Below are 23,512 nucleotides of genomic sequence, written 5' to 3'. Positions count from 1 at the left end.
CTCACCTTCACAAGCGCTAAGGATACGTAAGAATCTTTAGCTGTACACGGGGTGATCGCAGCTCTTAGCGTCCCAGACATGTCCACCGCACTGTCCGTCACGCTGTCCACCGCCCTGCCACCAGCCCTGTCCGCCGCGACCGCCGGATTCGGCACCGGCCTCTCCCTGATCGTCGCGATCGGCGCCCAGAACGCCTTCGTCCTGCGGCAGGGCGTGCGCCGGGACGCGGTCCTCGCGGTGGTCGCCATCTGCGCCCTGTCCGACGCCCTGCTGATCACGCTCGGCGTCGCCGGGGTCGGCGCGATCGTGGTGGCCTGGCCGCAGGCGCTGACGGTGGTCGCCTGGATCGGCGGCGCCTTCCTGCTCGGCTACGGCGCCCTCGCCGCCCGCCGGGTGATCCGCCCCGCCGGGAACGCCCTGAGCGACGCCGGCGCGCAAGCCGGTTCCCGCCGCCGGGCCGTCCTCACCTGCCTCGCCCTGACCTGGCTCAACCCGCACGTCTATCTCGACACGGTGTTCCTGCTCGGCTCGGTCGCCGCCGACCGGGGCGAGTTGCGCTGGACCTTCGGTATCGGCGCGGTCGTCGCGAGCCTGTGCTGGTTCGCGGCGCTCGGCTTCGGGGCCCGGCTGCTCGGCCGCTGGCTGGCGAAACCGACCGCCTGGCGGATCCTGGACGGCTTCGTGGCCGCGACGATGATCACCCTGGGCGTCACCCTGATAGCCGGAGCGTGATGGGGAGCACCGCCGGTCGAGACGGTCCTCCCGGACCCGGCCCGCCCTGCGATAGTGACTGACGCCGATTCGAAAGATGTAACGAGCAACCAGGAAGCCCGTGGACACCAGCGAGAGCAGCACCGAGGAACCGGAGGCCGATCCGGCGTCCCGTGAGCGGCCGGAACGCACCCGGCGCCGCTGGGCGATGGACACCCGCCCGCTGCGCCGCCCCGCCTACCGCAGGCTGTGGGCGTCCACCATCGTCACGGCCGTCGGCAGCCAGCTGACCGCCGTGGCCGTGCCCAAGCAGGTCTACGACCTCACCGGTTCCTCGGCCTGGGTCGGCTACGCCAGCTTCGCCGGGCTGCTGCCCATGGTGGTGTTCGCGCTGTGGGGCGGCGCCATCGCCGACACCGTGGACCGCCGCACGCTCCTCCTGGTCACCAACACGGGTATCGCGGTGACCTCCGTACTCTTCTGGATCCAGGCCCTCATCGGGCTCGACTCCGTCGCCGTGCTGATGGTGCTGCTCGCGCTCCAGCAGGCGTTCTTCGGGCTGAACGCGCCCGCCCGCAATGCCTCCATCGCCCGCTTGGTCCCTGAGGACGAGCTGGCCGCGGCCAACGCCCTGGGCTCCACGGTGATGCAGACAGGTCTGGTCGCCGGACCACTTCTGGCAGGCGCGCTCATCCCGGTGATCGGCCTGGCCGAGCTGTATCTGATCGACGCCGTGGCCCTGTGCGTGGCGGTGTGGGCGGTGGCGCGGCTCCCCGCCCTGCCACCTCTGAAGGCCGTCGCCAAACGCCGGGCGGGCATCCGGGAGATCGCCGAGGGCTTCCGCTACATCGCCCTGCACAAGGTGCTGCTGCTGTCCTTCCTCGCCGATGTCATCGCCATGGTCCTCGGCATGCCCCGCGCCCTGTTCCCGCAACTCGCCGCCGAGACCTACGGCTCCTACGGCGAGGGTCTCGCCCTCGGCCTGCTGTTCGCGGCGATCCCGGTCGGGGCGGTGGCCGGCGGACTGTTCTCCGGCACGTTCTCGCGGGTGCGGCGGCACGGGTGGATGGTGATCGGCGCGGTCGTGGTCTGGGGCCTGGCGATCGCCGGTTTCGGCCTGACCACGACCCTCTGGATCGCCGTCGCGTTCCTCGTCGTCGCCGGGGTCGCGGACATGGTGTCCATGGTGTTCCGGGGCGCGATCCTCCTCTCGGCGGCGACCGACGAGATGCGCGGCCGGATGCAGGGCGTCTTCACGGTGGTCGTGGCGGGCGGCCCCCGCCTGGCCGACGTCCTCCACGGCACGGCGGGCTCGGCCTTCGGCCCCCGGGCGGCTGTGACGGGCGGGGGGTTGCTGGTGGTGGTGGCGATGCTGGCACTGGCGGTGACGGTACCGGCGCTTCGGCGGTACCGGATCTGAGGCCGGTCGTCCGGGGGGGGCGTCGGCGAGGACGAAGAGGGGGTGCCGCTGGGTGACGGCCCCGACCAGCCGGACGGACAAGATGGAGGCGCAGTCAGTGTCCGGAAAGGTGGCGTGGAGCGGGTGCCCGCCTCTGACGACCTCCCGTGCCTCGTGCTGCTCGTCCGGATCGGTGGCCCACACCCGCAGTTCCGAGGGACAGCCGGGCACCGGCACGGCCGCGGTACGCATCGCGGGCCGCACCCACGCCGAGCGCGCGGGGTCGGGGTCGAGCCGATCCACGATCAACAGTGCCTCGCGGCGGAGCCGGCGCAGGGCGAGCCCCAGATGGGGCGTCCGGAACGTGCCGAGCACGTACGGCACTGTCCCGCGCCGGCCGTGGACCGGTCCCTCCGCCCGCACCTCGGCCCAGTGGCACGAGGGCTCCGCCGGGACGGTCATCGGCCCGGGGCGCTCACAGCAACGCCCTCCGACTCCGCGCGTTCACCCGAGCGTTCTCGGCGCTGAGCCGTTCGGCGGGGCTCGCGGGGCGGACGCGCGCGGGGTGGGCCTCCCATTCGGTCCCGCCACGGATTGGTCGCAGCGACCAGTAGGGGCCGACGACGCCTCGGAACTCGCCAGTGCGGTCGCGGCTGGTGTCCACCACGATTGCGCCGAGTTCCGGAATGTGTGCGGGTTCTGGTCTGTCCGTGGGAACGTTCTGTGCCGTCATGGCCGCTCCTCTCCGTAGTAGTGTCACTACTGGGGAGGTTCAGAGTGGCTCGCACCTGGGCATCCTTCAAGCTGCTGGTTGAGAACGAAAGGTTGGTTGACAGTCCTTGAATCGCAAGGAGTTAAACCCGGATGCATCGCCACAGGCGGCCTATGGGGCACGTCTGCGCAGCTTGCGAGAGGCTCGCGGCTGGACTCAAGAGCACCTTGCCGCGTGCATGGAGTACTCCAGCGTGCATATTTCGGCGGTTGAAACTGGACGGAAGTCTCCAACTCTCCGCTTCTCGCGTAGTGCAGACCGCGTCTTTGGCCTCGTCGGCACCGCAGACGCGTTCGAGCGCTACTACCGCGAGATCAAGCAAGGTGCGTTGCTGGAGGGCTTCCCGGAGTACGTCAAGTACGAGGCCCGTGCGGTAGAAATCCGGCTGTACAACATTGGGATCATTCCTGGTTTGTTGCAGACACCGGAGTACGCGCGGGTGCTTGCCGACAGCGCCATGCAGAGGGGCGCCATCACGGCCGAACAGGCGGATGAACGCGTCACGTTTCTGGCCGAGCGGCAGGCCACGTTGCTCCGCCCTCGGCCCCCCATGGTCTTTGTGACCATGGATGAAAGCTGTATCCGTCGACCAGTTGGCGGGACTGCTCTCATGGACGCGCAACTGGCCTATCTGATCGAGTTCGCCGAGTTGCCCAACACGCTGCTACAGGTGGCGCCGTATGAGATAGGGGAGCGCCGCACGTTCGACCTGCCGGTCAATCTCCTGACCCTGCCGGACCGGTCCGTGATCTGCTACGCCGAGTCCCAGGCGCAAGGGAATCTCGACCGCGAAACCACTTCCGTGGCGCCCGTGTTGACGGCTTACCATCAGCTACAGGCCGTAGCTATGTCCCAGACGGCATCCGTGGCCATGATCGAGCAGGTACGAAAGGGCATCCCGTGACGACCGACTCCCCCCGCTGGTTCACCTCTTCTTACAGCAACAACGGCGGCGACTGCGTCGAGGTCGCCACCAACCTTGTCGTCGCGCGCGGCGTGGTCCCCGTCCGTGATTCCAAGAATCCGACGGGTCCGATACTGGACGTCCCCGTCGGCCCGTTCGCCTCCTTCGTAGCGGGTGTCAAGGCCGGGGGATTCGGCGCGATCTGACGACCCGGCCCGAGCAGCCCCCGTACGCGAGCCCCACCATGCAAGCCACGGTGGGGCTCCGCCCTACCCGGACCGGTCGGCAGACCTACGTCGCGAAGAAGATCGGCTTCAGGTGGGTGAAGAACGCGATCCCGTCGCCCGCCCCCTCGTACTCGCCCCGCCCGCTGTTCTTGCGGCCACCGCCCGGTACCCGCAGGTCGCCCACCGAGGTCGGCAGGTTGATGCCGACCCGGCCCGCGTCCAGGCCCGCGCGAAGCGGCGGCCCCGGTTCCGGTCGCCGGTGAAGATCGCGGCGCACAGGCCGTACGGCGTCCCGTTGGCGACGGTGATCGCCTCCTCCAGGGAGGAGACGCTCAGCAGCGCCACCACCGGGCCGAAGATCTCCTCCTGGACGATGGGCGCCATGGTCATCTGGCGCTGGACCGGCTACAACGCGCTCATCCACCTCGCCGCGATGCAGACCATCCCGCGTGAACGGTACGAGGCCGCTCGCACGGACGGGGCCAATGGCTTCCAGCTCTTCCGGCACATCACCGTCCCGGCGCTCCGCCCGGTGATCATCTTCACGGTCGTCATCTCGACCATCCAGGGCCTCCAGCTCTTCGCCGAACCCCTGCTGTTCGACCCCACTCCCGGCGGGGTCACCGGCGGCTCCGACCGCCAGTTCCAGACCCTCACCGTCTACCTCTACGAACAGGGCTTCCGCCAGTTCGACTTCGGCTACGCGTCCACCATCGCCTGGGTGATGTTCCTGGTGATCGTCATCGCCTCCGCCGTCAACCACCTGATCACCCGCCGCATCCGGTCCAGCCGATGACCGGGCCGACGCTGGGAGGGCCGGGATGACCACGACCGCCGGCACCCCGCACACCACCGCCCCGCCCTCCGGACCACCGCCGCGCGGCCGGTCCGCCCGGCGTCGCCGCCGGGGCGGGCTGCGCCGGCTCGACCGGGCCGGGCCGCTCACCTACGCGATCCTGGGCGCGATCGTCCTCGGTTCCGCGTTCCCCCTGTACTGGACCCTGGTGGTCGCCTCGCACGACAACGAGGCGGTCGGCCGGACCCCGCCCCCGCTGGTCCCCGGCGGCCATCTCTTCGCCAACCTCGCCCGGGTGTTCGACACCGTGGAGTTCCAGAAGGCACTTCTGAACTCCCTGGTGGTGTCCGGCTCGATCACCCTGTCCGTGCTGCTGTTCAGCTCCCTCGCCGGGTTCGCCTTCGCCAAGCTCCGGTTCCGGGGGCGGCAGGGACTGCTGCTGGTGGTGATCGGCACCATGATGGTCCCGACCCGGCTCGGCATCATCCCGCTCTACCTCCTCATGGGCGAGCTGGGCTGGGCCGGGCGCCTGGAGGCGGTCATCGTGCCGGGCATGGTGACCGCGTTCGGTGTCTTCTGGATGCGCCAGTTCATCCTGGACGCCGTCCCCGACGAACTGATCGACGCCGCCATGCTGGACGGCTGCCACACCACTCGTGTCTACTGGCATGTCATCGTGCCCGCCGTCCGCCCGGCCGCAGCCGTGCTCGGCGTCTTCACCTTCATGCAGGCGTGGAATGACTTCTTCTGGCCTCTGGTGGTCCTCAACCCCGACGACCCCACCGTCCAGGTAGCCCTGTCCACCCTGTCCGCCGGCTACTTCCAGGACTACTCACTGATTCTTGCCGGGACCGCCCTGGCCACCCTGCCCGTACTGGTCGTGTTCGCCCTGCTGGGGCGGCAGATCGTCGGCGGGATCATGGCCGGTGCGATCCGCGGCTGACCCCGCCGTACCCGCCGTGGCTCCAGGAGGCCGCCTTGTCCCCGCACCCCTCACCCCCTGACGAGGAGTACTCCCATGTGGTCGTCGGCGCCGGCAGCGCGGGCAGCGTGCTGGCCGCCCGGCTCAGCGAGGACCCCGCCGCCCGGGTCCTGCTCCTGGAGGCCGGCCCACCCGACACCGCCCGCGACCTCCATGTCCCGGCCGCGATGCCCCGGCTGCTGAAGGGCCCCTACGACTGGGACTACGCCACCGAACCGCAGCCCCACGCCGAGGGCCGCACGGTCGCCTGGCCCAGCGGCCGGGTCCTCGGCGGCACCTCCTCCACCAACGCGATGATCTATGTCCGCGGCAGCCACGCCGACTTCGACGCCTGGCGCGACACCTATGGCTGCGCCGGCTGGGGATATCAGGACCTGCTGCCCTACTTCCGCCGCGCCGAGGGCTATCGGGGCCGGTCCACGGCGACCGGCTCGGACGGCCGGGCGGGACGCGGCAGGCCGACGGGCCTGGGCACCACCGGCCCCCTCGCCATCGAGGACCCCCGGCAACGCCATCGCACCACCCGTGCCTGGGTGGCCGCCGCCCGCGCCCAGGGCCTCGGCCCCGGCGGCGGCTTCAACGGCGGCCGGCCCGACGGCGCCGGCTTCTACCAGCTCACCCAGCGCCGGGGCCGCCGCTGGTCCACCGCCGACGCCTATCTGCGCCCCGCGCTGACCCGCCCCAACCTCACCGTGCGCACCGGCTCCCTGGTCACCCGCGTCCTGATCGACCACGGCCGGGCGATCGGCGTCGCCTATCTGTCGGGCGGGGTCCCGCACCAGGTCCGGGCCGCCGAGGTGGTGCTGTGCGCCGGGGCGATCCGCTCCCCGCAGCTCCTCATGCTCTCCGGCGTCGGCGACCCCGGGCAACTGCGCGCGTACGGCATCCCGGTGCTGGCCGAGTCACCGGCGGTCGGCGCCGGGCTCCAGGACCATCCGCGCTGCACGATGGTCTGGCGGGCCCTCCCCTCCCGCGCCGACCTGCTGGCACCGGCTCGCGCCGAACTGCTGTGGCGGCTGCTGGGCCGGGGCCCGCTGGCCTCCAACGGCGGCGAGAGCGGCGCCTTCCTGCACACCCGGGAGGGGCTGGCCGGACCCGACCTCCAGTACCACGTCGTACCGCCCGCGCCGCCCGGCCCGGGATCCGCCGCCGAACCGCTGATCTCCGTCCTGGTCACGGCGGTCGAGGTGCGCAGCCGGGGAGAGGTGCGGTTGCGCTCGGCCGACCCCGCCGCCGCGCCCGCCCTGGACCCGGGCCATCTGACCCACGAGGGCGATCTGGAGGTGCTGGCCGCCGGGGTGCGGCTCGCCCGGGAGATCGCCGCGCACCGCCCGTTCGCCGACCTCACCGAGGGTGAGCTGGCCCCGGGGCCGGACATCGACGGCGAGACGGCGATCCGGGACTGGATCCGCCGGGACCTGGTCACCATGCGTCACCCCACCAGCAGTTGCGCCATGGGCGGCGACCCGGGGGCGGTGTGCGACCCGCAGCTGAGGGTGCGCGGCGTCGCCGGGCTGCGGGTGGCCGACGCCTCGGTGTTCCCGGCGGTGCCGCGAGGCAACACCAACGCCCCGGTGGTCGCCCTCGCCGAACGGGCCGCCGACCTGATCCGGGACCCGTCGAGCACGGCCCGGGTCCCGGACCCGCTGGAGGCGTGAGTCCCGCCTCGTGACGACAGGAGACCGCAGAGATGAGCGCAGGCAAGACCGTCCTGTTCGTGCTCACCAGCCATGGCGAACTCGGTGACACGGGCCGCCGTACCGGCTTCTGGCCGGCGGAGGCGGCGCACCCCTGGGAGGTGTTCACCCGGGCCGGACTCCGGTCGACCTCGCCTCGCCGCGCGGCGGGCGCTCACCGATCGACGGGGCGGACCTCGGCGACCCGGCGCAGCGGGCCTTCCTCGACACGGTCGACCTGGCCGCCGCCGTACCGCTGGCCGACGTCGACCCGGCCGGCTACGACGCCGTGCTCTACGTCGGCGGACACGGCACCATGTGGGACTTCCCCGGCAACCCGGACATCGCGCGGATCGGTGACGCCGTCCACGCGGCGGGCGGGGTGATCGCCGCCGTCTGCCACGGCCCCGCCGGGCTGCTCGGCCTCAGCACCCCGCAGGGGACGCCGCTGCTGGCGGGCCGGGAGGTCACCTGCTTCACCGATGACGAGGAGCGGGCCTCGGAGATGGCCGACGTGATCCCGTTCTTCCTCCAGGCCGCCCTCACCGAGCGCGGCGCCCTGCACACCCACGCCGGGGTCTACGCCCCGCACGTGGTGGTCGACCGGCGGGTGGTGACCGGCCAGAACCCGTCCTCGGCGAGGGGCGTCGCGGAACGGGTCGTAGCCCTGCTGAACGGCGACTGAGCACACCGCCTCACCACGTCCGCCGCTGCATCTGGTACGCCTCCAGCAGCCGCCCCCGGGTCACCTCCAGCCGGTGCGCGAGGATCTCGGCGACGAGCCGGATCAGCGACATGCCGAGCTGCGGATCCTCCTCGCACAGCACCAGCACGGCCCCGGCCTCGAACTCGTACGTCCGCACCGGGCTGAACGCCTCCGCGCCGAAGTCCCACCGGTACGGCGGGAAGAGCCACGACCAGCCGAGCAGATCGCCCGCGCCCAGTCCCGCGACCTTCACCCGCCGCTCCGGGGTCACCTGCTGGTCGAGCGAGACGGCGCCCGAGCGGATCACCCAGAACCGGTCGGCGTCGCCGCCCGCCTCGAAGATCCGGCAGTCCTCGGGGAAGGACACCTCGTGCGCCAGTCCCATCAGCCGGTCGCGCTGGGGCTGGGGGAGGGCGGTCAGCAGCTTCGTCGCTTTGGTCATGGCGTGGGGCTCCTCGCCGGGACGACGTCCGCCGGGATGGCGTTCCGTGCTGTCCCTATGCCCATTTCAGCCGCTCCCGGCGCCCCGGGCACCTTGGCGCCCACCACCGGCACACGGGTATGAAAAAGCCCTGGCTGGACGGGGGTGGCCAGCCAGGGCCGTAAGCGGTGGCGCATGGGGGACGGCTCCGGTCGACCCCATGACCACGTATGGGTGAACGATAAACCATGCACCAGAACTTCACATAATTACCGTCATAAGGGGTGAGGGGAGTCACGTCCGGACAGGGCCACGCCCTGCCCGCCACGTCCGGCCGGGGTCATGACCTCCCCGCCACGTCCGTCTGGGGTCATGACCTCCCCGCCACATCCGCCCCACCCTCCGTGCGCTCCCGCACCTGCTCCGGCGTGAGGTACGCGTGCACATACTCGAAGTCGCCCAGCTTGGCCCGCTTGCGGCTCTGGAAGCCGGTCCGCACGAAATCGTCGCCCGCGACCGCGTTCAGCATCCAGTTGGTCAGCACCCGGGTCTTGGCCACATTGGTGCGCAGCGCCGACCAGTGGTAGCCCCGGGCCACCGCCTGGGCGGCCACCCCGTGCAGCTCCACACCGAGCGGCTTGGACACCGCGTCCTTCCCGCCGAGATCGACCACCAGCCCCAGATCCTTGTGGCGGTACGGGGTCATGGGCACGCCCCGCAGCGTGGCGATGACGTTGTCGGCGGCCGTGCGGCCCTGCCGCATGGCGTGCTGCGCGGTCGGCGGGCAGACCGCCCCTTCCTCGCCCTGGGCCAGATCCGGCACCGCCGCCGAGTCGCCCAGCGCGAACACCCCGTCGTACCCCGGCAGATTCAGCTCGGCGTTCACCGCGAGCCGTCCGCGCACGGTCTCCGCGTCGAGCGTCGCGATCAGCGGGCTGGCCACCACCCCGGCCGTCCAGATCAGCGTGCGGGTGGGGACCACCCGGCCGTCGGTGAAGGTGACCTCCCGGGCGCGCGCCTTGGCGATGGAGACACCCAGCGAGATCTCCACCCCGCGCTCGCGCAGCACCCGCTGGGCACTGAGGCCCAGCTTGTCGCCCAGTTCCGGCATCAGCTTCGGCGCGATGTCGATGAGATGCCACTTGATCAGGCCCGGGTCGAGCCGCGGATAGCGCTTGACCGCGTTGCTGGTCAGCAGTTGCAGACAGGCCGCCGTCTCGGTGCCCGCGTAGCCGCCGCCCACCACCACGAACTGGAGCCGTGAGGCCCGCTCGGCCGGGTCCTGGCTGGCGTCGGCGAGATCGAGCTGGGCGATCACATGGTCCCGGATGTAGGCGGCCTCGGCCAGCGTCTTCATGCCGTAGCCGTGGTCGATCAGACCGGGGATGTCGAAGGTGCGGGTCACACTGCCGGGGGCCAGCACGATGTAGTCGTACGGCACGTCGACGATCCGGTCGGTGATCGTGCGGATCACACACACCTTGGACCGCAGATCCACGCCGATCGCGCCGCCCGGGATGATCCGGGTGCGGTACTTGCCGCTGCGCCGCAGGGACACCGCGATCGACTGCGGTGTCAGCACACCGGAGGCGACCTGCGGCAGCAGCGGCAGATAGAGCTGGTAGGAGAACGGGGTCACCAGGGTGACATCGGCTTCGTCCGGACCGAGCCTGCGCTCCAGCCGGCGCACACAGCCCACTCCGGCGAAGCCTGCGCCGACGACCAGGATCCTGGGTCGTGTCACGGTGTCCTTCCCTTCCGCGGGTCCAGGGGGGACGGGGACTGCCTCACCGACCAGGATGCACGCCCTGGGGACGTTGTGCGCCGGGTACGGGCCGCGAGCGGGTGGTCAGCGGAAGACGTTGTCGGCGTCGTCCCAGCTCAGCGGGTCCTCCCGGGTCACCGAACGCGGCGGGCGCGACCTTGCCTCGTACATCGCCTCGATCTCGGCGGCGTAGTGCCGCACGATCGCGTCCCGGCGCAGCTTCATCGACGGCGTCAGCAACCCGTCCTCCACGGCGAACGGCCGGGGCAGCACCCGGAACACCCGGATCGACTCCGCCCGCGACACCGCGCTGTTCGCCGCCGCCACCGCCCGCCCCACCTCCTCGCGCAGCGCGTTCTCCTCCCGGTCCTCGTGCCCCGGCGCCCCGCTCTGCCACACCAGCGCCGTCCGCCAGTGCGCCAGGAAATCCGGGTCCAGGGTGATCAGCGCACCCACGCACGGCCGCCCGTCCCCGACCACCACCGCCTGATGGATCAGCGGATGCACCCGCATCCGGTGCTCCAGCGCCGACGGCGAGACACTCGTCCCGCCGCCCGTGATGATGACGTCCTTCTTGCGGCCGGTGATCGTCAGATAGCCGTCGCCGTCCAGATACCCGAGATCCCCGGTGGCCAGCCAGCCGCCGCGCAGCACCCAGCGGGTCGCCCGCTCGTCGTTCACATAGCCGTGGAACACCGACGGACCGCGCACCACGATCTCCCCGTCCGGCGCCATCGCGATCTCCATGCCGGGCAGCGCCTGGCCGACCGTGCCCGACTTCTCCCGGCCCAGCGGCTGCATGGTGACCGCGCCGCTGGTCTCCGTCAGCCCGTAGCTGTCGGACACATGGATGCCGATGCCCTCGTAGAACAGGGCCAGATCACGGTTGAGGGGCGTGCCGCCCGAGCCACCCCGCAGCACCCGGCCGCCCAGCGCGGCCCGCAGCCGCCGGTACACCGTCCGCTCGTACAGGGCGTGCTGGAGCCGCAGATCGAGCCCGGGGCCCGACCCCCGCCCGAGCCGCTGCCGCTCGCTCGCCGCCGCGTACGCCCGTGCCGTCTCCGCGGCCCGCTCGAACACCGCGCCCCGCCCGGCCTGCTGGGCCACCCGCAGAAAATTCTTGTAGATCTTCTCCAGCAGCGACGGCACCAGATACAGATACGTCGGCCGGAAGGAGCGCAGGGCCGCGGACAGTGCCGCCTGGGTGAGTTCGGGCTCGTGCGCCAACCGCACCCCGCCCCGGACGCACAGGGTCTGCACCATCAGCCCGTACACATGGGAGAACGGCAGGAACGCCAGCACCCGCGCCTGCTCGCCGGGCGCCGCCGCCGTACCGCCCCAGCCGTCGAGGAGCACATCGCACGGGTGGGCCAGGCCCCGGTGGCTGATCGCGCAGCCCAGCGGACGGTCGGTGGTGCCCGAGGTGTAGGTGATCGCGGCCGTCGAGTCCGGGTGCACGATCCGGCGCAGCGAGTCCACCGTCGTGGCCGGTATGAGCGTGCCGCGCGCCACGATCTGCTCGACGGCCTCCGCGTCCAGCTGCCACACATGGCGCAGCGTCGGCAGCGACGCGCACACCGACCCCACCGTCATCACCCCGTGCTCGTCCTCGACCAGCACGGCGGAGCAGGCGGCGTCCCGCAGGATCCAGGCGATCTGGTCGCGCGAGGACGCCGGATGGATCGGCACGACCTCGGCGCCCACCGCCCACAGGGCGTAGCAGAACACCGTCCACTCGTACCGATTGCGGCACATGATCGCCACGCGGTGGCCCGGGCTGATCCCGCAGGAGACCAGCCCCTTGGCCAGATCCAGGACCTGGTCCCGCAGCTCCACCGCCGTCACGTCCTGCCAGACCTGCGCGGCCGGGTCGGGGCGACGGGCGAGGACCGGCAGGGTGGGGTCCTCGTCGGCCTTGCGGAAGACACTGTCGGCGAGGCCGGCGGTGAGGGGCGGACCGGCCGAGGGAGCGAGGGCCCTCTCGCGCATGCGCTGCTCCAGAGGTGTACGGGGGGTGACTGCGCCGACGGGCTCGGTTATCACCGGTGGTCGGAATCTAGCCGGTTCCCGTGCGGGGCGTCACCCGAAAACACAACTGAGAGTCGGTTGTGACCTGCGCGTCCCCGCCCCCCTCAGACCGGCCGCAGCCAGAGGGTCGCCAAGGGCGGCAGCGTCAGGGTGATATGGCCCGCTTGCGGCTTCAGCGGCCCCTCGGCGCTCACCCCGCCGCCCCCGTACCGCGACGCGTCCGTGTTGAGGGCTTCCGTCCAGGCCGGGACGGCGTCGCGGACCCCGATCCGGTAGCCCTGCCGGACCACCGGGGAGAAATTGCTGACGGAGATCAGCGGGGTGCCGTCGGCCGCGCGCCGTACGAACGCGAAGACGTTGTCGTCGGCCGCGTCCCCGATGAGCCACTCGAACCCGGCCGGGTCGGTGTCACGCTGCCACAGGGCGGGCGTACGCCGGTAGACGGTGTTCAGGTCGCGCACCAGGTCCCGTACCCCCCGGTGGTCGGCCCTTGCCCCGTACCCCTGATCCAGCAGCCACCAGTCCGGCCCGTGCGCCTCCGACCACTCGGCGCCCTGCGCGAACTCCTGGCCCATGAAGAGGAGTTGCTTACCCGGGTGGGCCCACATGAAGGCGAGGTAGGCGCGGTGGTCGGCCCGCTGCTGCCACCAGTCGCCCGGCATCTTCGACACCAGGGAGCGCTTGCCGTGCACCACCTCGTCGTGCGAGATCGGCAGGACGTAGTTCTCGCTGTAGGCGTAGACCATCGAGAACGTCATGTCGTGGTGGTGGTACTTGCGATGGACCGGCTCATGGGACATGTACTGGAGCGAGTCGTGCATCCAGCCCATGTTCCACTTCAGCCCGAAGCCCAGACCGCCGCCGTCCGTGGCGCGGGTGACGCCGTCCCAGGCGGTGGACTCCTCGGCGATGGTGACGATCCCGGGCACCCGCCGGTACACGGTCGCGTTCAGCTCCTTCAGGAACGCCACCGCGTCCAGATCCTCCCGGCCGCCGAACACATTCGGCGTCCACTGGCCCGAGTCCCGCGAGTAGTCGAGGTAGAGCATCGACGCCACGGCGTCCACCCGCAGCCCGTCGATATGGAACTCCTCGCACCAGTACACGGCGTTGGCGACCAGGAAGTTGCGCACCTCGACCCGGCCGTAGTCGAACACCAGGGTCCCCCAGTCGGGGTGCTCGGCCCGTCGGGCGTCCCCGGGCTCGTACAGCGGCTCCCCGTCGAACCGGGCCAGCGCCCAGTCGTCCTTGGGGAAGTGCGCCGGGACCCAGTCCATGATCACGCCGATGCCCGCCCGGTGCAGGGCGTCCACCAGGTGCTTGAAGTCGTCCGGGGTGCCCAGCCGCGAGGTCGGCGCGTAGAAGCCGGTGACCTGGTAGCCCCAGGAGCCGCCGAACGGGTGCTCGGCGATCGGCATCAGCTCCACGTGCGTGAAGCCCAGGTCCTTCACATAGGCCGGGAGTTCCCGCGCCAGCTCCCGGTACGTCAGCCCCGGGCGCCAGGACGCCAGGTGCACCTCGTACACCGAGAACGGGGCCTCGTGCACCGGCAGATCGTCGCGGTGGGCCAGCCACCGCTCGTCGCCCCACTCGTAGTGCGACGCGTGCACGATCGACGCCGTGTCGGGCGGGACCTCGGCGCGGCGGGCCATCGGGTCGGCCTTGAGGAAACGGCCGCCCGAGCGGGCGGTGATCTCGAACTTGTAGCGGGCGCCCTCACCGATGCCGGGCAGGAACAGCTCCCACACCCCGGACGCGCCCAGCGAGCGCATCGGGAACGCCGTGCCGTCCCAGCAGGTGAAGTCGCCGGCCACCCGGACCCCCTGGGCGTTCGGCGCCCAGACCGTGAAGCGGGTGCCGGTCACCCCCTCATGGGTCATCGGCTCGGCGCCCAGCGCCTTCCACAATTGCTCGTGCCGGCCCTCGCGGATCAGATGCAGGTCCAGCTCCCCGAGCGCGGGCAGGAAACCGTACGGGTCGTGCGTCTCCTGCTCGCCCTCGTCGTACGACACCACCAGCGTGTACGCCGGGATCCCGGCCGTCGGCAGCAGCGCCGCGAACAGGCCGTCGCCCTCGGACACCAGCGGGTGGCGCAGCTCGCCGATCCGGACGTCCACCGCGCGGGCGAACGGACGCAGCGCCCGGAACACCACCCCGCCCGGCACCGGATGCGCGCCCAGCAGCGCGTGCGGGTCGTGATGCGAGCCGGACAGCAGCCGCCCCCGGTCCTCCGGGGACAGACCGGGTGCCTCCTGGACCGGGGTGACCGGTGCGGTCGGCGTGACCGGCGCGGTCGGTACGGTCGGTCCGGACGCCGGGGACCTGGACGGTCCGGGCGCCGGGGACCTGGACGGTCGGGGCGCCGGGGACCTGGCCGGTCCGGACGGCTCCGGCAAAGAGGTGTCGCGCAATGCCACGGCTTTCAGTCTCCTCTCACGGCGAGCCGCTCGATGGCCGCCATCGGTACGGCCAGCCAGTCGGGGCGGTGCCGGGCCTCGTACAGCACCTCATATACGGCACGGTCTGTCTCGTAGGCACGCAGCAGCGCGTGCTTCTTTCGGGGGTCCCAGCCGGACCCGGCGGCATAGCCCGCGCAGAACGCCTCCCGGCAGCGACGGGCCCACTCCGGACGCCACGGGCGGCGCTGCCGGGCCGCGTAGTCGAAGGAGCGCAGCATGCCCGCGATGTCCCGGACGGGGGAGTGCGGGCTGCGCCGCTCGGCCAGCGGACGCGACGGCTCGCCCTCGAAGTCGATGACGAACCACTCCCGGCCCGCCCGCAGCACCTGCCCCAGATGCAGATCCCCGTGGATCCGCTGGGCGGGCGGCCCGGCGTCACAGCTGACCAGCGCGCTGAACGCGGACCGCAGCCCCGGTACATAGGGCCGCAGCGCGGGCACGCTGTGCGCGGCGGCGTCCAGCCGCTCGGCCATCGCCGCCGCCGTACGCCCACCGCTCTCGCCGGGTCCGGTGACCACATCAGCCATATCGGCCGCATCGGCACTGCCGAGGGGACCGGCATCAGCCGTCGCACCGCCCGCCCCCGCGTCGCCGCCCACCGGGAACGCCGCCGCCAGCGACAGATGCACCTCGGCCGTCGCCCGGCCCAGTTCGCCGGCCTGCGTGGCGAAGTCCTGGCCGGTGGCCAGCGCGTCGAGGGCGAGGGTCCAGCCGTCGGACGCGTCCCGCAGGAACGGCTGGAGCACGCCCAGCGTGGCGCCGTAGGGCTGAGTGGTACGGAACCACGCCGCCGGGGTCGGTACCCGGCGGCACCCCTGCCGGGCCAGCGCGCCGGTCACCTCCAGGTCCGGATTGACGCCGGGCTGGATCCGCCGGAACACCTTGAGGATGAACTCGTCCCCGTACACCAGGGAGGTGTTGGACTGCTCCGCGTCCAGCAGCCGGGGCGGCAGCGCGGGCGGGATCCGTACGGCCGGGTCCGCCTCGAAGCGCAGCGGGCCGGCCGTGCCGGGGTGCCGCAGCCGTTCCAGGAGCAGTTGGGCCGAGCGCGGGTCCTGGAGGGCGTCGTACACCACGAGTCCGGCCAGCGGACCCTCCTGGGTCGTGCCGATCAGCGCCCGGCCCAGACGTGGTGACAGATGCTGCTGCACGCCGAGGAGCAGTTGGTAGCAGTCCCCGGGCGGTGGGGTGCCGCCGGGCGAGGGCACTTGGCCGTGCCCGGCGCCGGGGCCGCCCGCGTGTCCCGCGTGCACCAGCAGATGCAGACAGCCCGGGAACAGCTCGGTCATCGACAGCAGCCGCAGCTCCGTGACGGGCCGGTCCTTGCCGGCGAACCAGCGCTGCCGTGGCAGCCAGTCGCGCAGCAGCCCGTCGAGGGAGGCCATGGGCCGGGCGAGTCCGCTGGCGTCCGGGTGCGGAAAAGCGGTCTTCGGCATGGTGACGCGTCCTTTCGGCGGCGCACGCTCACAGTCGACGGCCGATACGGGATGCCACCCGGGTGAGCCGGAACCAGTAGAAGCCGTGCCCCCCCAGGGTCAGCAGATAGGGCAGCTCACCGATGGCCGGGAAACGCACCCCGCCGAAGAGTTCGACCGGATGGCGTCCGTCGAACTCCCGCAGATCCAGCTCGGTGGGCTGGGCGAACCGCGAGAAGTTGCTGACACACAGCACCAGGTCGTCCTCGTGCTCGCGCAGGAACGCGAGGACGGCGGGGTTGGAGGAGGGGAGTTCGGTGTAGGTGCCGAGGCCGAAGGCGGGGTTCTGTTTGCGGATCTCGATCATCCGGCGGGTCCAGTGGAGCAGCGACGAGGGGGAGGACATGGATGCCTCGACGTTGGTGACCTGGTAGCCGTGGACGGGGTCCATGATCGTGGGGAGGAAGAGGCGTCCGGGGTCGCTGGAGGAGAAGCCGGCGTTGCGGTCGGGGGTCCATTGCATGGGGGTGCGGACGGCGTCGCGGTCGCCGAGCCAGATGTTGTCGCCCATGCCGATCTCGTCGCCGTAGTAGAGGATCGGTGAGCCCGGGAGGGAGAGGAGGAGGGCGGTGAAGAGTTCGATCTGGTTGCGGTCGTTGTCGAGGAGCGGGGCGAGTCGGCGGCGGATGCCGATGTTGGCGCGCATACGCGGGTCCTTCGCGTATTCCGCGTACATGTAGTCGCGTTCCTCGTCGCTGACCATTTCGAGGGTCAGTTCGTCATGGTTGCGCAGGAAGATGCCCCACTGGCAGGTGGCGGGAATGGCCGGGGTCTTGGCGAGGATTTCCGACACCGGGTAGCGGGATTCCCGGCGGACGGCCATGAAGATGCGGGGCATGACGGGGAAGTGGAACGCCATGTGGCATTCGTCGCCGCCGGTCGCGTAGTTCCCGAAGTAGTCGACCACGTCTTCGGGCCACTGGTTGGCCTCGGCCAGCAGGACCGTGTCCGGGTAGTGGGCGTCGATCTCCTTGCGCACCCGCCGCAGCAACGCGTGCGTGGCGGGGAGGTTCTCGCAGTTGGTGCCCTCCTCGGCGTAGAGGTAGGGGACGGCGTCGAGCCGGAAGCCGTCGATGCCCAGGTCCAGCCAGAACTTGAGGGCGGAGAGGATCTCCTCGACGACGGCCGGGTTCTCGTAGTTGAGGTCGGGTTGGTGGGAGAAGAAGCGGTGGAAGAAGTACTGCTTGCGGACGGGGTCGAAGGTCCAGTTGGAGGCTTCGGTGTCGACGAAGATGATGCGGGCGTCGGGGTACTGCTTGTCGTCGTCGGCCCACATGTAGTAGTCGCCGTAGGGGCCGTCGGGGTCCTTGCGGGACTCCTGGAACCACATGTGCTGGTCGCTGGTGTGGTTCATGACGAAGTCGATGATGACGCGCATGCCCCGCTGGTGAGCGGCGTCCACGAACTCCACGAAGTCGGCGAGGTCGCCGAACTCGGGCAGGACCGCGGTGTAGTCGGAGACGTCGTAGCCGCCGTCGCGCAGGGGGGATGTGAAGAAGGGGGGGAGCCAGAGGCAGTCGACGCCCAGCCATTGGAGGTAGTCGAGCTTGGCGGTGAGGCCCTTGAGGTCGCCGACGCCGTCGCCGTTGCTGTCCTGGAAGGAGCGGACGAGGACTTCGTAGAAGACGGCGCGCTTGAACCATTCCGGGTCCCGGTCTTTCGCGGGGGTGTCCTCGAAGGTGTCCGGAACGGGCTCATTGACTGTCATGGGGCGGGTCACCCTCCGTTTCGCGATGCTGCGGACGCCGGGCCGGCCTGCGGTGCGTGTGGTGTGTGCGGTGCTTGTCGTAGTACGTGCAGCACATGGGCCGGGGTCCGGCCGGGTTCCAGGCGCACATAGTTGGCGCCGCCCCATGTGTAGGTCTCGCCCGACAGTTCGTCGTGGACGGTCAGGGCCGTGCCCTCGGCCAGGCCGAGCCGGGGCAGGTCCAGGAAGACCGTGGCCTCCTGGACCTGGTGGGAATCGAGATTGACGACGGTCAGGATCCGGTCGTCGCCCGCGCACTTGCTGTACGCGATGACGGACTCGTTGTCCGTGGTGTGGAAGTGGAGATCGCGTAGCTGCCGGAGGGCCGGGTGGCTTCGCCGGATCTCGTTGAGCCGGGTGATGAGGGGGGCCAGCGAGCGGCCTTCGCGTTCGGCGGTGTCCCAGTCGCGGGGGGTGAGCTGGTATTTCTCGGAGTCCAGGTACTCTTCGCTGCCTTCCCTGAGGGGGGTGTTCTCGCAGAGTTCGTAGCCGGAGTAGATGCCCCAGGTGGGGGAGAGGGTGGCGGCGAGGACGGCGCGGGTCTCGAAGGCGGGGCGGCCTCCGTGCTGGAGGTAGGAGTGCAGGATGTCCGGGGTGTTGGTGAAGAAGTTGGGCCGCATGTAGGAGGCCGTCTCGCCGGACAGTTCGGTGAGGTACTCGGTCAGCTCCTGCTTGGTGTTGCGCCAGGTGAAGTAGGTGTACGACTGCTGGAAGCCGATCTGGGCGAGGGTGTGCATCATCGCGGGGCGGGTGAAGGCCTCGGCGAGGAAGATGACGTCGGGGTCGGCGGTGTTGATCTCGCCGATGACCCGTTCCCAGAACACGACGGGTTTGGTGTGGGGGTTGTCGACCCGGAAGATCCGCACCCCCACCGTCATCCAGTGCCGCAGTACCCGCACGGTCTCGGTGATCAGGCCGTCGAGGTCGGTGTCGAAGGCGATGGGGTAGATGTCCTGGTACTTCTTCGGCGGGTTCTCCGCGTAGGCGATGGTCCCGTCCGGGCGGTGGTGGAACCACTGGGGGTGCTTGTCCACCCAGGGGTGGTCCGGCGAGCACTGCAACGCGAAGTCCAGGGCGACTTCCAGGCCCAGTCCCCTGGCCGTGTCCACGAACCGGGCGAAGTCCTCCACCGTGCCCAGCCTCGGATGCACGGCGTCGTGCCCGCCCTCCGGCGACCCGATCGCCCACGGCACCCCCACGTCCCGAGGGCTCGACGAGAGGGTGTTGTTGGGACCCTTGCGATACGTCGTGCCGATGGGATGGATCGGGGGCAGATACACCACGTCGAAGCCCATCGCCGCGATGGCGGGCAGCCTGCGCGCGGCCGTGCGGAACGTGCCGTGCGGCTCGGCCGCGGTCCCTTCCGAGCGCGGGAAGAACTCGTACCAGGACCCGAACAACGCCCGCTCCCGCTCGACCAGCAGCGGCAACGGCTCCGACGCGGTCACCAACTCCCGCAGCGGATACCGGGCGAGCACCGCCTCCACCTCCGGCGTCAGCGCCCCCGCCAGCCGCTCCAGGACCGGCCGGTCGTCGTCCCGCAGGGAGTGGGCCGCGCGCAGCACCGTGGCCCGGCGCGCCCGGCCCGGGACGCCCGCCGCCGCGCGCTCGTGGAGTTCGGCGCCCTCCTCCAGGACGAGTCCGGCGTCGATACCGGCCGGGACCTTGATGCGGGCGGCCTTGCGCCAGGTCGTCAGGGGGTCGCTCCAGGCCTCGACGGCATAGGTCCAGCGGCCCGTGGCGTCCGGGGTGATGTCGGCGCCCCAGCGGTCGGTGCCGGGGGCCAGTTCACGCATCGGCGTCCACGGTCCGGGGCGGCCCTCGGGGTCGACGAGGACCACATTGGCGGCGACGGCGTCATGGCCCTCGCGGAACACGGTGGCGGTGACCTGGAAGGTCTCGGCCACCACCGCCTTCGCCGGGCGACTGCCGCCCGCGACCGCCGGGCGGACGTCCCGTACGGGGATGCGTCCGATGCTCGGACTCGCGCTCATGGTCCTCACCTCCGTCGTGCTCGAAGCCGGGCCCATCGGCGGCCCGGCTGGGGAACTGCGTGAGGGGAGATGACTACCTCCCCGCAGGGGGTGACTACCTCCCCGCGCTGGTGGGCAGGGCCGTGGGGGGACCCCGCCGGGCGGCCCGGCCGAGATGCCGACGCCCGTTCTGCTCCTGCAAGTACGTGGTCAGGGTGGTGCGCAGATAGCGCTCCGCGGCGTCCGCGGCCTCCCGCGCACACCGCTTGCCCATGAGCACGCACAACGTATAGCCGGAGTCCTCGAAGACGGCCCGCACCGCGCGATCGGCGGGTGAGGCGAGCATCATCCGTTCCCAGGCCCGGTACCGCCCCAACTGCCGGGTGACCTCGGCCTTGGCGGGTAGCAGCATGGCGCGGTTCACCTTCCGGGCGACGAAGGCACGCTCCCGACCCTCGGGCGCCGCTCGAAGCCTTCACTCATGGTGCACGCGCGGCGACGCAGCGTCTTGTTGGAGCTTCAACAATCTCAGATGTGTATGCATTTATCTCAAATGTGCGCTCAGATGCGTCGGAGGCGCGCTCGTGTTGCACGAATGGCCTAGCGCAAGCACTGTGGAGTTACTCAGAAGCGATCGGTGCTCACGTTTCGTGTTCGGGGCCGGGTCCGCCAGGGCCGGGAGACACGGGAGCGCCGCGGGTGAGGAGCCGACCACGATGAAGAGTGCAGTGCCCTGCTACTACCACGTCGATGTGGAGGTCAGCCCGGAGCGCGTGGGACAGGTCCAGCGCATCCTGGCGGCCCACTTGCGTCACTGGGATCTCGACCCGCTCGTCGACCCGGTCTGCGGCAACACCGGACTGCTGCTGGAGGCCATCGACGCCCACGCCACCGACAAGACGACGTCGATCGAGCTGTGGTGGAACGGCCAGCATCTGATCACCGCCATCGGCGAGAACGGCGGCGAGCTGCGCCCGGACCAGGAGCTGCGCGGCTGCCTGGAGTGGATCGCCGCGATGAGCGACGGCTGGGGCTGCTGTGCCACCGGCAGCGGCGGCAGAGTCATCTGGTTCTCGCAGCGGGCCCGCGACGGGGAGCGGGTCCCGCTGGTGCCGACCGCGCCCGGGCCCCGGCTGCGCGCGGTCCTCCCGGTGCCCCGCGCGACCCCGGTCGCCGGCCTCGCCGGACCCGGGCCCCGGTCGGGCGGCGTCCTGGAGGGCGCGTGGTGACACGGTCCCCGTACGGAGACAGGCCCCCGTCCCGACAGAAGTCCCCGCCCCGGGGGAAGAGGCAAGGGCTGTCCGTGTGGAGCGGTCACCCCTATCCGCTGGGCGCCTCCTACGACGGCGAGGGCACCAATTTCGCCCTCTTCAGCGAGGTCGCCGAACGGGTCGACCTCGTACTGTTCGGCGACGATGCGGGCGGGGGCGACGGGGACCGGGCCGGCAGCGGCCGGCGTGGCGCGTCCCAAAGCGCCCGCACCCGGACCGTGCGCCTCACCGAGGCCGACGGTTTCGTCTGGCACGGCTATCTGCCGGGCATCGGCCCCGGCCAGCGCTACGGCTACCGGGTGCACGGCCCCTGGGACCCCGCGGCCGGCCACCGCTGCAACCCGGCCAAGCTGCTGCTCGACCCGTACGCCACCGCCGTGGCCGGGCAGATCGACAATCACCCCTCGCTGTACGAGCGCGCGGCGCGCGGGCCCGACCCCGGCGACAGCGCCGGACACACCCTGCTGGGCGTGGTCACCGACCCGTACTTCGACTGGGGCGACGACCGCCCGCCGCAACGGCCGTACGCGGACAGCGTGATCTACGAGGCCCATGTCAAGGGCCTCACCATGCGCCACCCCGAGGTGCCCGCCGCACTGCGCGGCACCTACGCCGGGCTCGCGCACCCGGCGGTGACCGGGCATCTGACCTCGCTCGGGGTGACCGCCGTCGAGCTGATGCCGGTCCACCAGTTCGTCCAGGACGGCGTCCTGACCGACCAGGGGCTGTCCAACTACTGGGGCTACAACACCATCGGCTACTTCGCGCCGCACAACGCCTACGCGGCGGGCGGCGGCCGGGGCGATCAGGTCACCGAGTTCAAGACCATGGTCAAGGCGCTGCACGCGGCCGGTCTCGAAGTGATCCTCGACGTCGTCTACAACCACACCGCCGAGGGCAGCGAACACGGCCCCACACTCTCCTTCCGGGGCCTGGACAACGCTTCGTACTACCGGCTGGTGGACGGCGACTGGGGCCACTACTACGACACCACGGGCACCGGCAACAGCCTGCTCATGCGCCACCCCCATGTCCTCCAGCTGATCATGGACTCGCTGCGCTACTGGGTGACCGAGATGCATGTCGACGGCTTCCGCTTCGACCTCGCGGCCACCTTGGCCCGGCAGTTCCACGAGGTGGACCGGCTCTCCGCGTTCTTCGACCTGATCCAGCAGGACCCGGTGATCAGCCGGGTCAAACTGATCGCCGAGCCGTGGGACCTGGGGGAGGGCGGCTACCAGGTGGGCAACTTCCCGCCCCTGTGGTCGGAGTGGAACGGCCGATACCGCGACGCCGTACGGGACTTCTGGCGGGCGGAGGAACACACCCTCGGTGAGTTCGCCTCCCGTCTCACCGGCTCCTCCGACCTCTACCAGCACAGCCGCCGACGGCCGCGCGCCAGCGTCAACTTCGTCACCGCGCACGACGGTTTCACCCTGCGCGACCTGGTGTCGTACAACGACAAGCACAACGACGCCAACGGCGAGGACGGCCGCGACGGCGAGAGCACCAACCGCTCCTGGAACTGCGGGGCGGAGGGCGAGAGCGACGACCCGGCCGTCCGGGAACTGCGCGCCCGCCAGCAGCGCAACTTCCTCGCCACCCTGCTGCTGTCCCAGGGCATCCCCATGCTCGGCCACGGCGACGAAATCGGGCGCACCCAGGGCGGCAACAACAACGCCTACTGCCAGGACAACCCGGTCTCCTGGGTCGACTGGCGGCTCACCGGCGAGCGGCGGGCGCTGCTCGGCTTCACCCGCCGGCTCATCGCCCTGCGCGCCGCCCACCCGGTACTGCGCCGCCGCCGGTTCTTCCGCGGCGAGACCGTCACCCACGCCGGTCAGCCGCTGCCCGACCTGGTGTGGCTGGCCCCGGACGCCCGCGAGATGACGGAGGGGGACTGGCAGCGCGCCGACGCCCACACCGTCGGGGTCTTCCTCAACGGCGACGCCATCGCCGAACCGGACCCGCGTGGCCGCCGGGTGGTCGACGACTCGTTCCTGCTGCTGTTCAACGCCCACTGGGAGCCCGTCCGCTTCCGGCTCCCCGACGCCTCCTTCGGCGCCCACTGGACGACCCTGATCGACACCTTCGACCCGGAGAACACCCCGGACGAGACCGAGCACAAGGCGGGCACGGTGGTGAGCGTGGGGGAGCGCAGCCTGACGCTGCTCTCCCGGGTCCGCTGCTGACGGAGTCC

Annotated in this window: 21 protein-coding genes; 10 read left to right on the top strand and 11 right to left on the bottom strand. The window is 71.1% G+C overall.

What is annotated here, in order from left to right; translation table 11 throughout:
* Positions 1-114 precede the first annotated feature (114 nt).
* Entirely contained in the window at positions 115-732 is a 618-nt protein-coding gene (locus ACFXAZ_RS22985; RefSeq protein WP_384594281.1) for a LysE/ArgO family amino acid transporter, read from the top strand.
* Positions 733-832: 100 nt separating this feature from the next.
* The gene (locus ACFXAZ_RS22980; protein WP_384594248.1) at positions 833-2,131 is read left to right on the top strand and encodes an MFS transporter; all 1,299 of its coding nucleotides are present in this window, start codon (positions 833-835) and stop codon (positions 2,129-2,131) included.
* A 454-nt stretch (positions 2,132-2,585) separates the two neighbouring features.
* Here the strand turns inward: ACFXAZ_RS22980 and ACFXAZ_RS22975 are convergent, their stop codons facing one another.
* Positions 2,586-2,843, bottom strand: coding sequence for a hypothetical protein (locus tag ACFXAZ_RS22975; RefSeq protein ID WP_384594245.1), 258 nt, complete (start codon positions 2,841-2,843; stop codon positions 2,586-2,588).
* Between the two features lie 106 nt (positions 2,844-2,949).
* Here ACFXAZ_RS22975 and ACFXAZ_RS22970 point away from each other — a divergent pair, with 106 nt between their 5' ends.
* Together ACFXAZ_RS22970 and ACFXAZ_RS22965 are read left to right on the top strand one after the other, a co-directional pair.
* Entirely contained in the window at positions 2,950-3,786 is an 837-nt protein-coding gene (locus tag ACFXAZ_RS22970) for a Scr1 family TA system antitoxin-like transcriptional regulator (protein WP_384594242.1), read from the top strand.
* Positions 3,783-3,992 carry a DUF397 domain-containing protein gene (locus tag ACFXAZ_RS22965; protein WP_384594239.1) on the top strand — a complete coding sequence of 70 codons (210 nt, stop codon included), beginning with the start codon at positions 3,783-3,785 and terminating at the stop codon, positions 3,990-3,992. Before ACFXAZ_RS22970 ends, ACFXAZ_RS22965 begins: the two co-directional genes overlap by 4 nt.
* A 108-nt stretch (positions 3,993-4,100) precedes the next feature.
* Here ACFXAZ_RS22965 and ACFXAZ_RS22960 read toward each other — a convergent pair whose 3' ends face one another.
* Positions 4,101-4,397 (bottom strand): aldehyde dehydrogenase family protein, encoded by a 297-nt coding sequence (locus ACFXAZ_RS22960; RefSeq protein ID WP_384594235.1) that lies wholly within the window; start codon positions 4,395-4,397, stop codon positions 4,101-4,103.
* Between ACFXAZ_RS22960 and ACFXAZ_RS22955 the strand changes: the two genes are divergently transcribed.
* The 3 genes from ACFXAZ_RS22955 to ACFXAZ_RS22945 are packed head-to-tail and all read left to right on the top strand — an operon-like array spanning position 4,318 to position 7,449.
* Positions 4,318-4,809, top strand: a complete 492-nt coding sequence (locus tag ACFXAZ_RS22955; RefSeq protein ID WP_384594232.1) for a carbohydrate ABC transporter permease — start codon at positions 4,318-4,320, stop codon at positions 4,807-4,809. The genes ACFXAZ_RS22960 and ACFXAZ_RS22955 overlap by 80 nt on opposite strands.
* 25 nt (positions 4,810-4,834) lie before the next feature.
* Entirely contained in the window at positions 4,835-5,752 is a 918-nt protein-coding gene (locus ACFXAZ_RS22950; protein ID WP_384594229.1) for a carbohydrate ABC transporter permease, read from the top strand.
* 35 nt (positions 5,753-5,787) lie between these two features.
* Entirely contained in the window at positions 5,788-7,449 is a 1,662-nt protein-coding gene (locus ACFXAZ_RS22945; protein WP_384594226.1) for a GMC family oxidoreductase, read from the top strand.
* A gap of 193 nt (positions 7,450-7,642) precedes the next feature.
* On the opposite strand, the gene ACFXAZ_RS22940 is transcribed toward ACFXAZ_RS22945, so the two are convergent.
* On the bottom strand, positions 7,643-7,777 hold the full coding sequence (locus tag ACFXAZ_RS22940) for a hypothetical protein (protein ID WP_384594223.1): 135 nt from the start codon (positions 7,775-7,777) through the stop codon (positions 7,643-7,645).
* Between ACFXAZ_RS22940 and ACFXAZ_RS22935 the strand changes: the two genes are divergently transcribed.
* Positions 7,757-8,152 (top strand): type 1 glutamine amidotransferase domain-containing protein, encoded by a 396-nt coding sequence (locus tag ACFXAZ_RS22935; protein ID WP_384594220.1) that lies wholly within the window; start codon positions 7,757-7,759, stop codon positions 8,150-8,152. The genes ACFXAZ_RS22940 and ACFXAZ_RS22935 overlap by 21 nt on opposite strands.
* A gap of 10 nt (positions 8,153-8,162) precedes the next feature.
* Here ACFXAZ_RS22935 and ACFXAZ_RS22930 read toward each other — a convergent pair whose 3' ends face one another.
* From ACFXAZ_RS22930 to ACFXAZ_RS22895, 8 genes are all read right to left on the bottom strand, one after another.
* Positions 8,163-8,615, bottom strand: a complete 453-nt coding sequence (locus ACFXAZ_RS22930) for a cyclic nucleotide-binding domain-containing protein (RefSeq protein ID WP_384594217.1) — start codon at positions 8,613-8,615, stop codon at positions 8,163-8,165.
* Positions 8,616-8,964: 349 nt separating this feature from the next.
* A complete protein-coding gene (locus ACFXAZ_RS22925; protein WP_384594214.1) occupies positions 8,965-10,338 on the bottom strand; it encodes an NAD(P)/FAD-dependent oxidoreductase in 1,374 nt (457 codons plus the stop codon).
* 105 nt (positions 10,339-10,443) lie between these two features.
* Positions 10,444-12,348 (bottom strand): AMP-dependent synthetase/ligase, encoded by a 1,905-nt coding sequence (locus ACFXAZ_RS22920; RefSeq protein WP_384594211.1) that lies wholly within the window; start codon positions 12,346-12,348, stop codon positions 10,444-10,446.
* A 143-nt stretch (positions 12,349-12,491) separates the two neighbouring features.
* Positions 12,492-14,804 carry a 1,4-alpha-glucan branching enzyme gene (glgB, locus tag ACFXAZ_RS22915; protein WP_384594208.1) on the bottom strand — a complete coding sequence of 771 codons (2,313 nt, stop codon included), beginning with the start codon at positions 14,802-14,804 and terminating at the stop codon, positions 12,492-12,494.
* Between the two features lie 5 nt (positions 14,805-14,809).
* Complete coding sequence (locus ACFXAZ_RS22910) at positions 14,810-16,282, bottom strand: maltokinase (RefSeq protein WP_384594205.1); 1,473 nt, start codon at positions 16,280-16,282, stop codon at positions 14,810-14,812.
* Positions 16,283-16,310: 28 nt separating this feature from the next.
* Positions 16,311-18,029 carry a maltose alpha-D-glucosyltransferase gene (treS, locus tag ACFXAZ_RS22905; protein ID WP_384594202.1) on the bottom strand — a complete coding sequence of 573 codons (1,719 nt, stop codon included), beginning with the start codon at positions 18,027-18,029 and terminating at the stop codon, positions 16,311-16,313.
* A gap of 8 nt (positions 18,030-18,037) precedes the next feature.
* Positions 18,038-20,062, bottom strand: a complete 2,025-nt coding sequence (locus tag ACFXAZ_RS22900) for an alpha-1,4-glucan--maltose-1-phosphate maltosyltransferase (protein ID WP_384594199.1) — start codon at positions 20,060-20,062, stop codon at positions 18,038-18,040.
* Positions 20,063-20,156: 94 nt separating this feature from the next.
* Positions 20,157-20,453: a DUF5133 domain-containing protein gene (locus ACFXAZ_RS22895; protein ID WP_382679259.1), complete on the bottom strand. Its 297-nt coding sequence runs from the start codon at positions 20,451-20,453 to the stop codon at positions 20,157-20,159.
* A 304-nt stretch (positions 20,454-20,757) separates the two neighbouring features.
* Here ACFXAZ_RS22895 and ACFXAZ_RS22890 point away from each other — a divergent pair, with 304 nt between their 5' ends.
* Together ACFXAZ_RS22890 and glgX are read left to right on the top strand one after the other, a co-directional pair.
* Positions 20,758-21,270 carry a pep a2 gene (locus tag ACFXAZ_RS22890; protein ID WP_384594197.1) on the top strand — a complete coding sequence of 171 codons (513 nt, stop codon included), beginning with the start codon at positions 20,758-20,760 and terminating at the stop codon, positions 21,268-21,270.
* A gap of 68 nt (positions 21,271-21,338) precedes the next feature.
* The gene (gene glgX, locus ACFXAZ_RS22885) at positions 21,339-23,504 is read left to right on the top strand and encodes a glycogen debranching protein GlgX (protein ID WP_384594278.1); all 2,166 of its coding nucleotides are present in this window, start codon (positions 21,339-21,341) and stop codon (positions 23,502-23,504) included.
* The last annotated feature ends 8 nt before the right edge of the window (positions 23,505-23,512 follow it).

It is taken from the genome of Streptomyces sp. NPDC059477 (assembly GCF_042749375.1).
Taxonomy (GTDB): Bacteria; Actinomycetota; Actinomycetes; order Streptomycetales; family Streptomycetaceae; genus Streptomyces.
The sequence above is the reverse complement of the archived record's forward strand: the minus strand, read 5'-3'. Positions and strand labels throughout refer to the sequence as shown.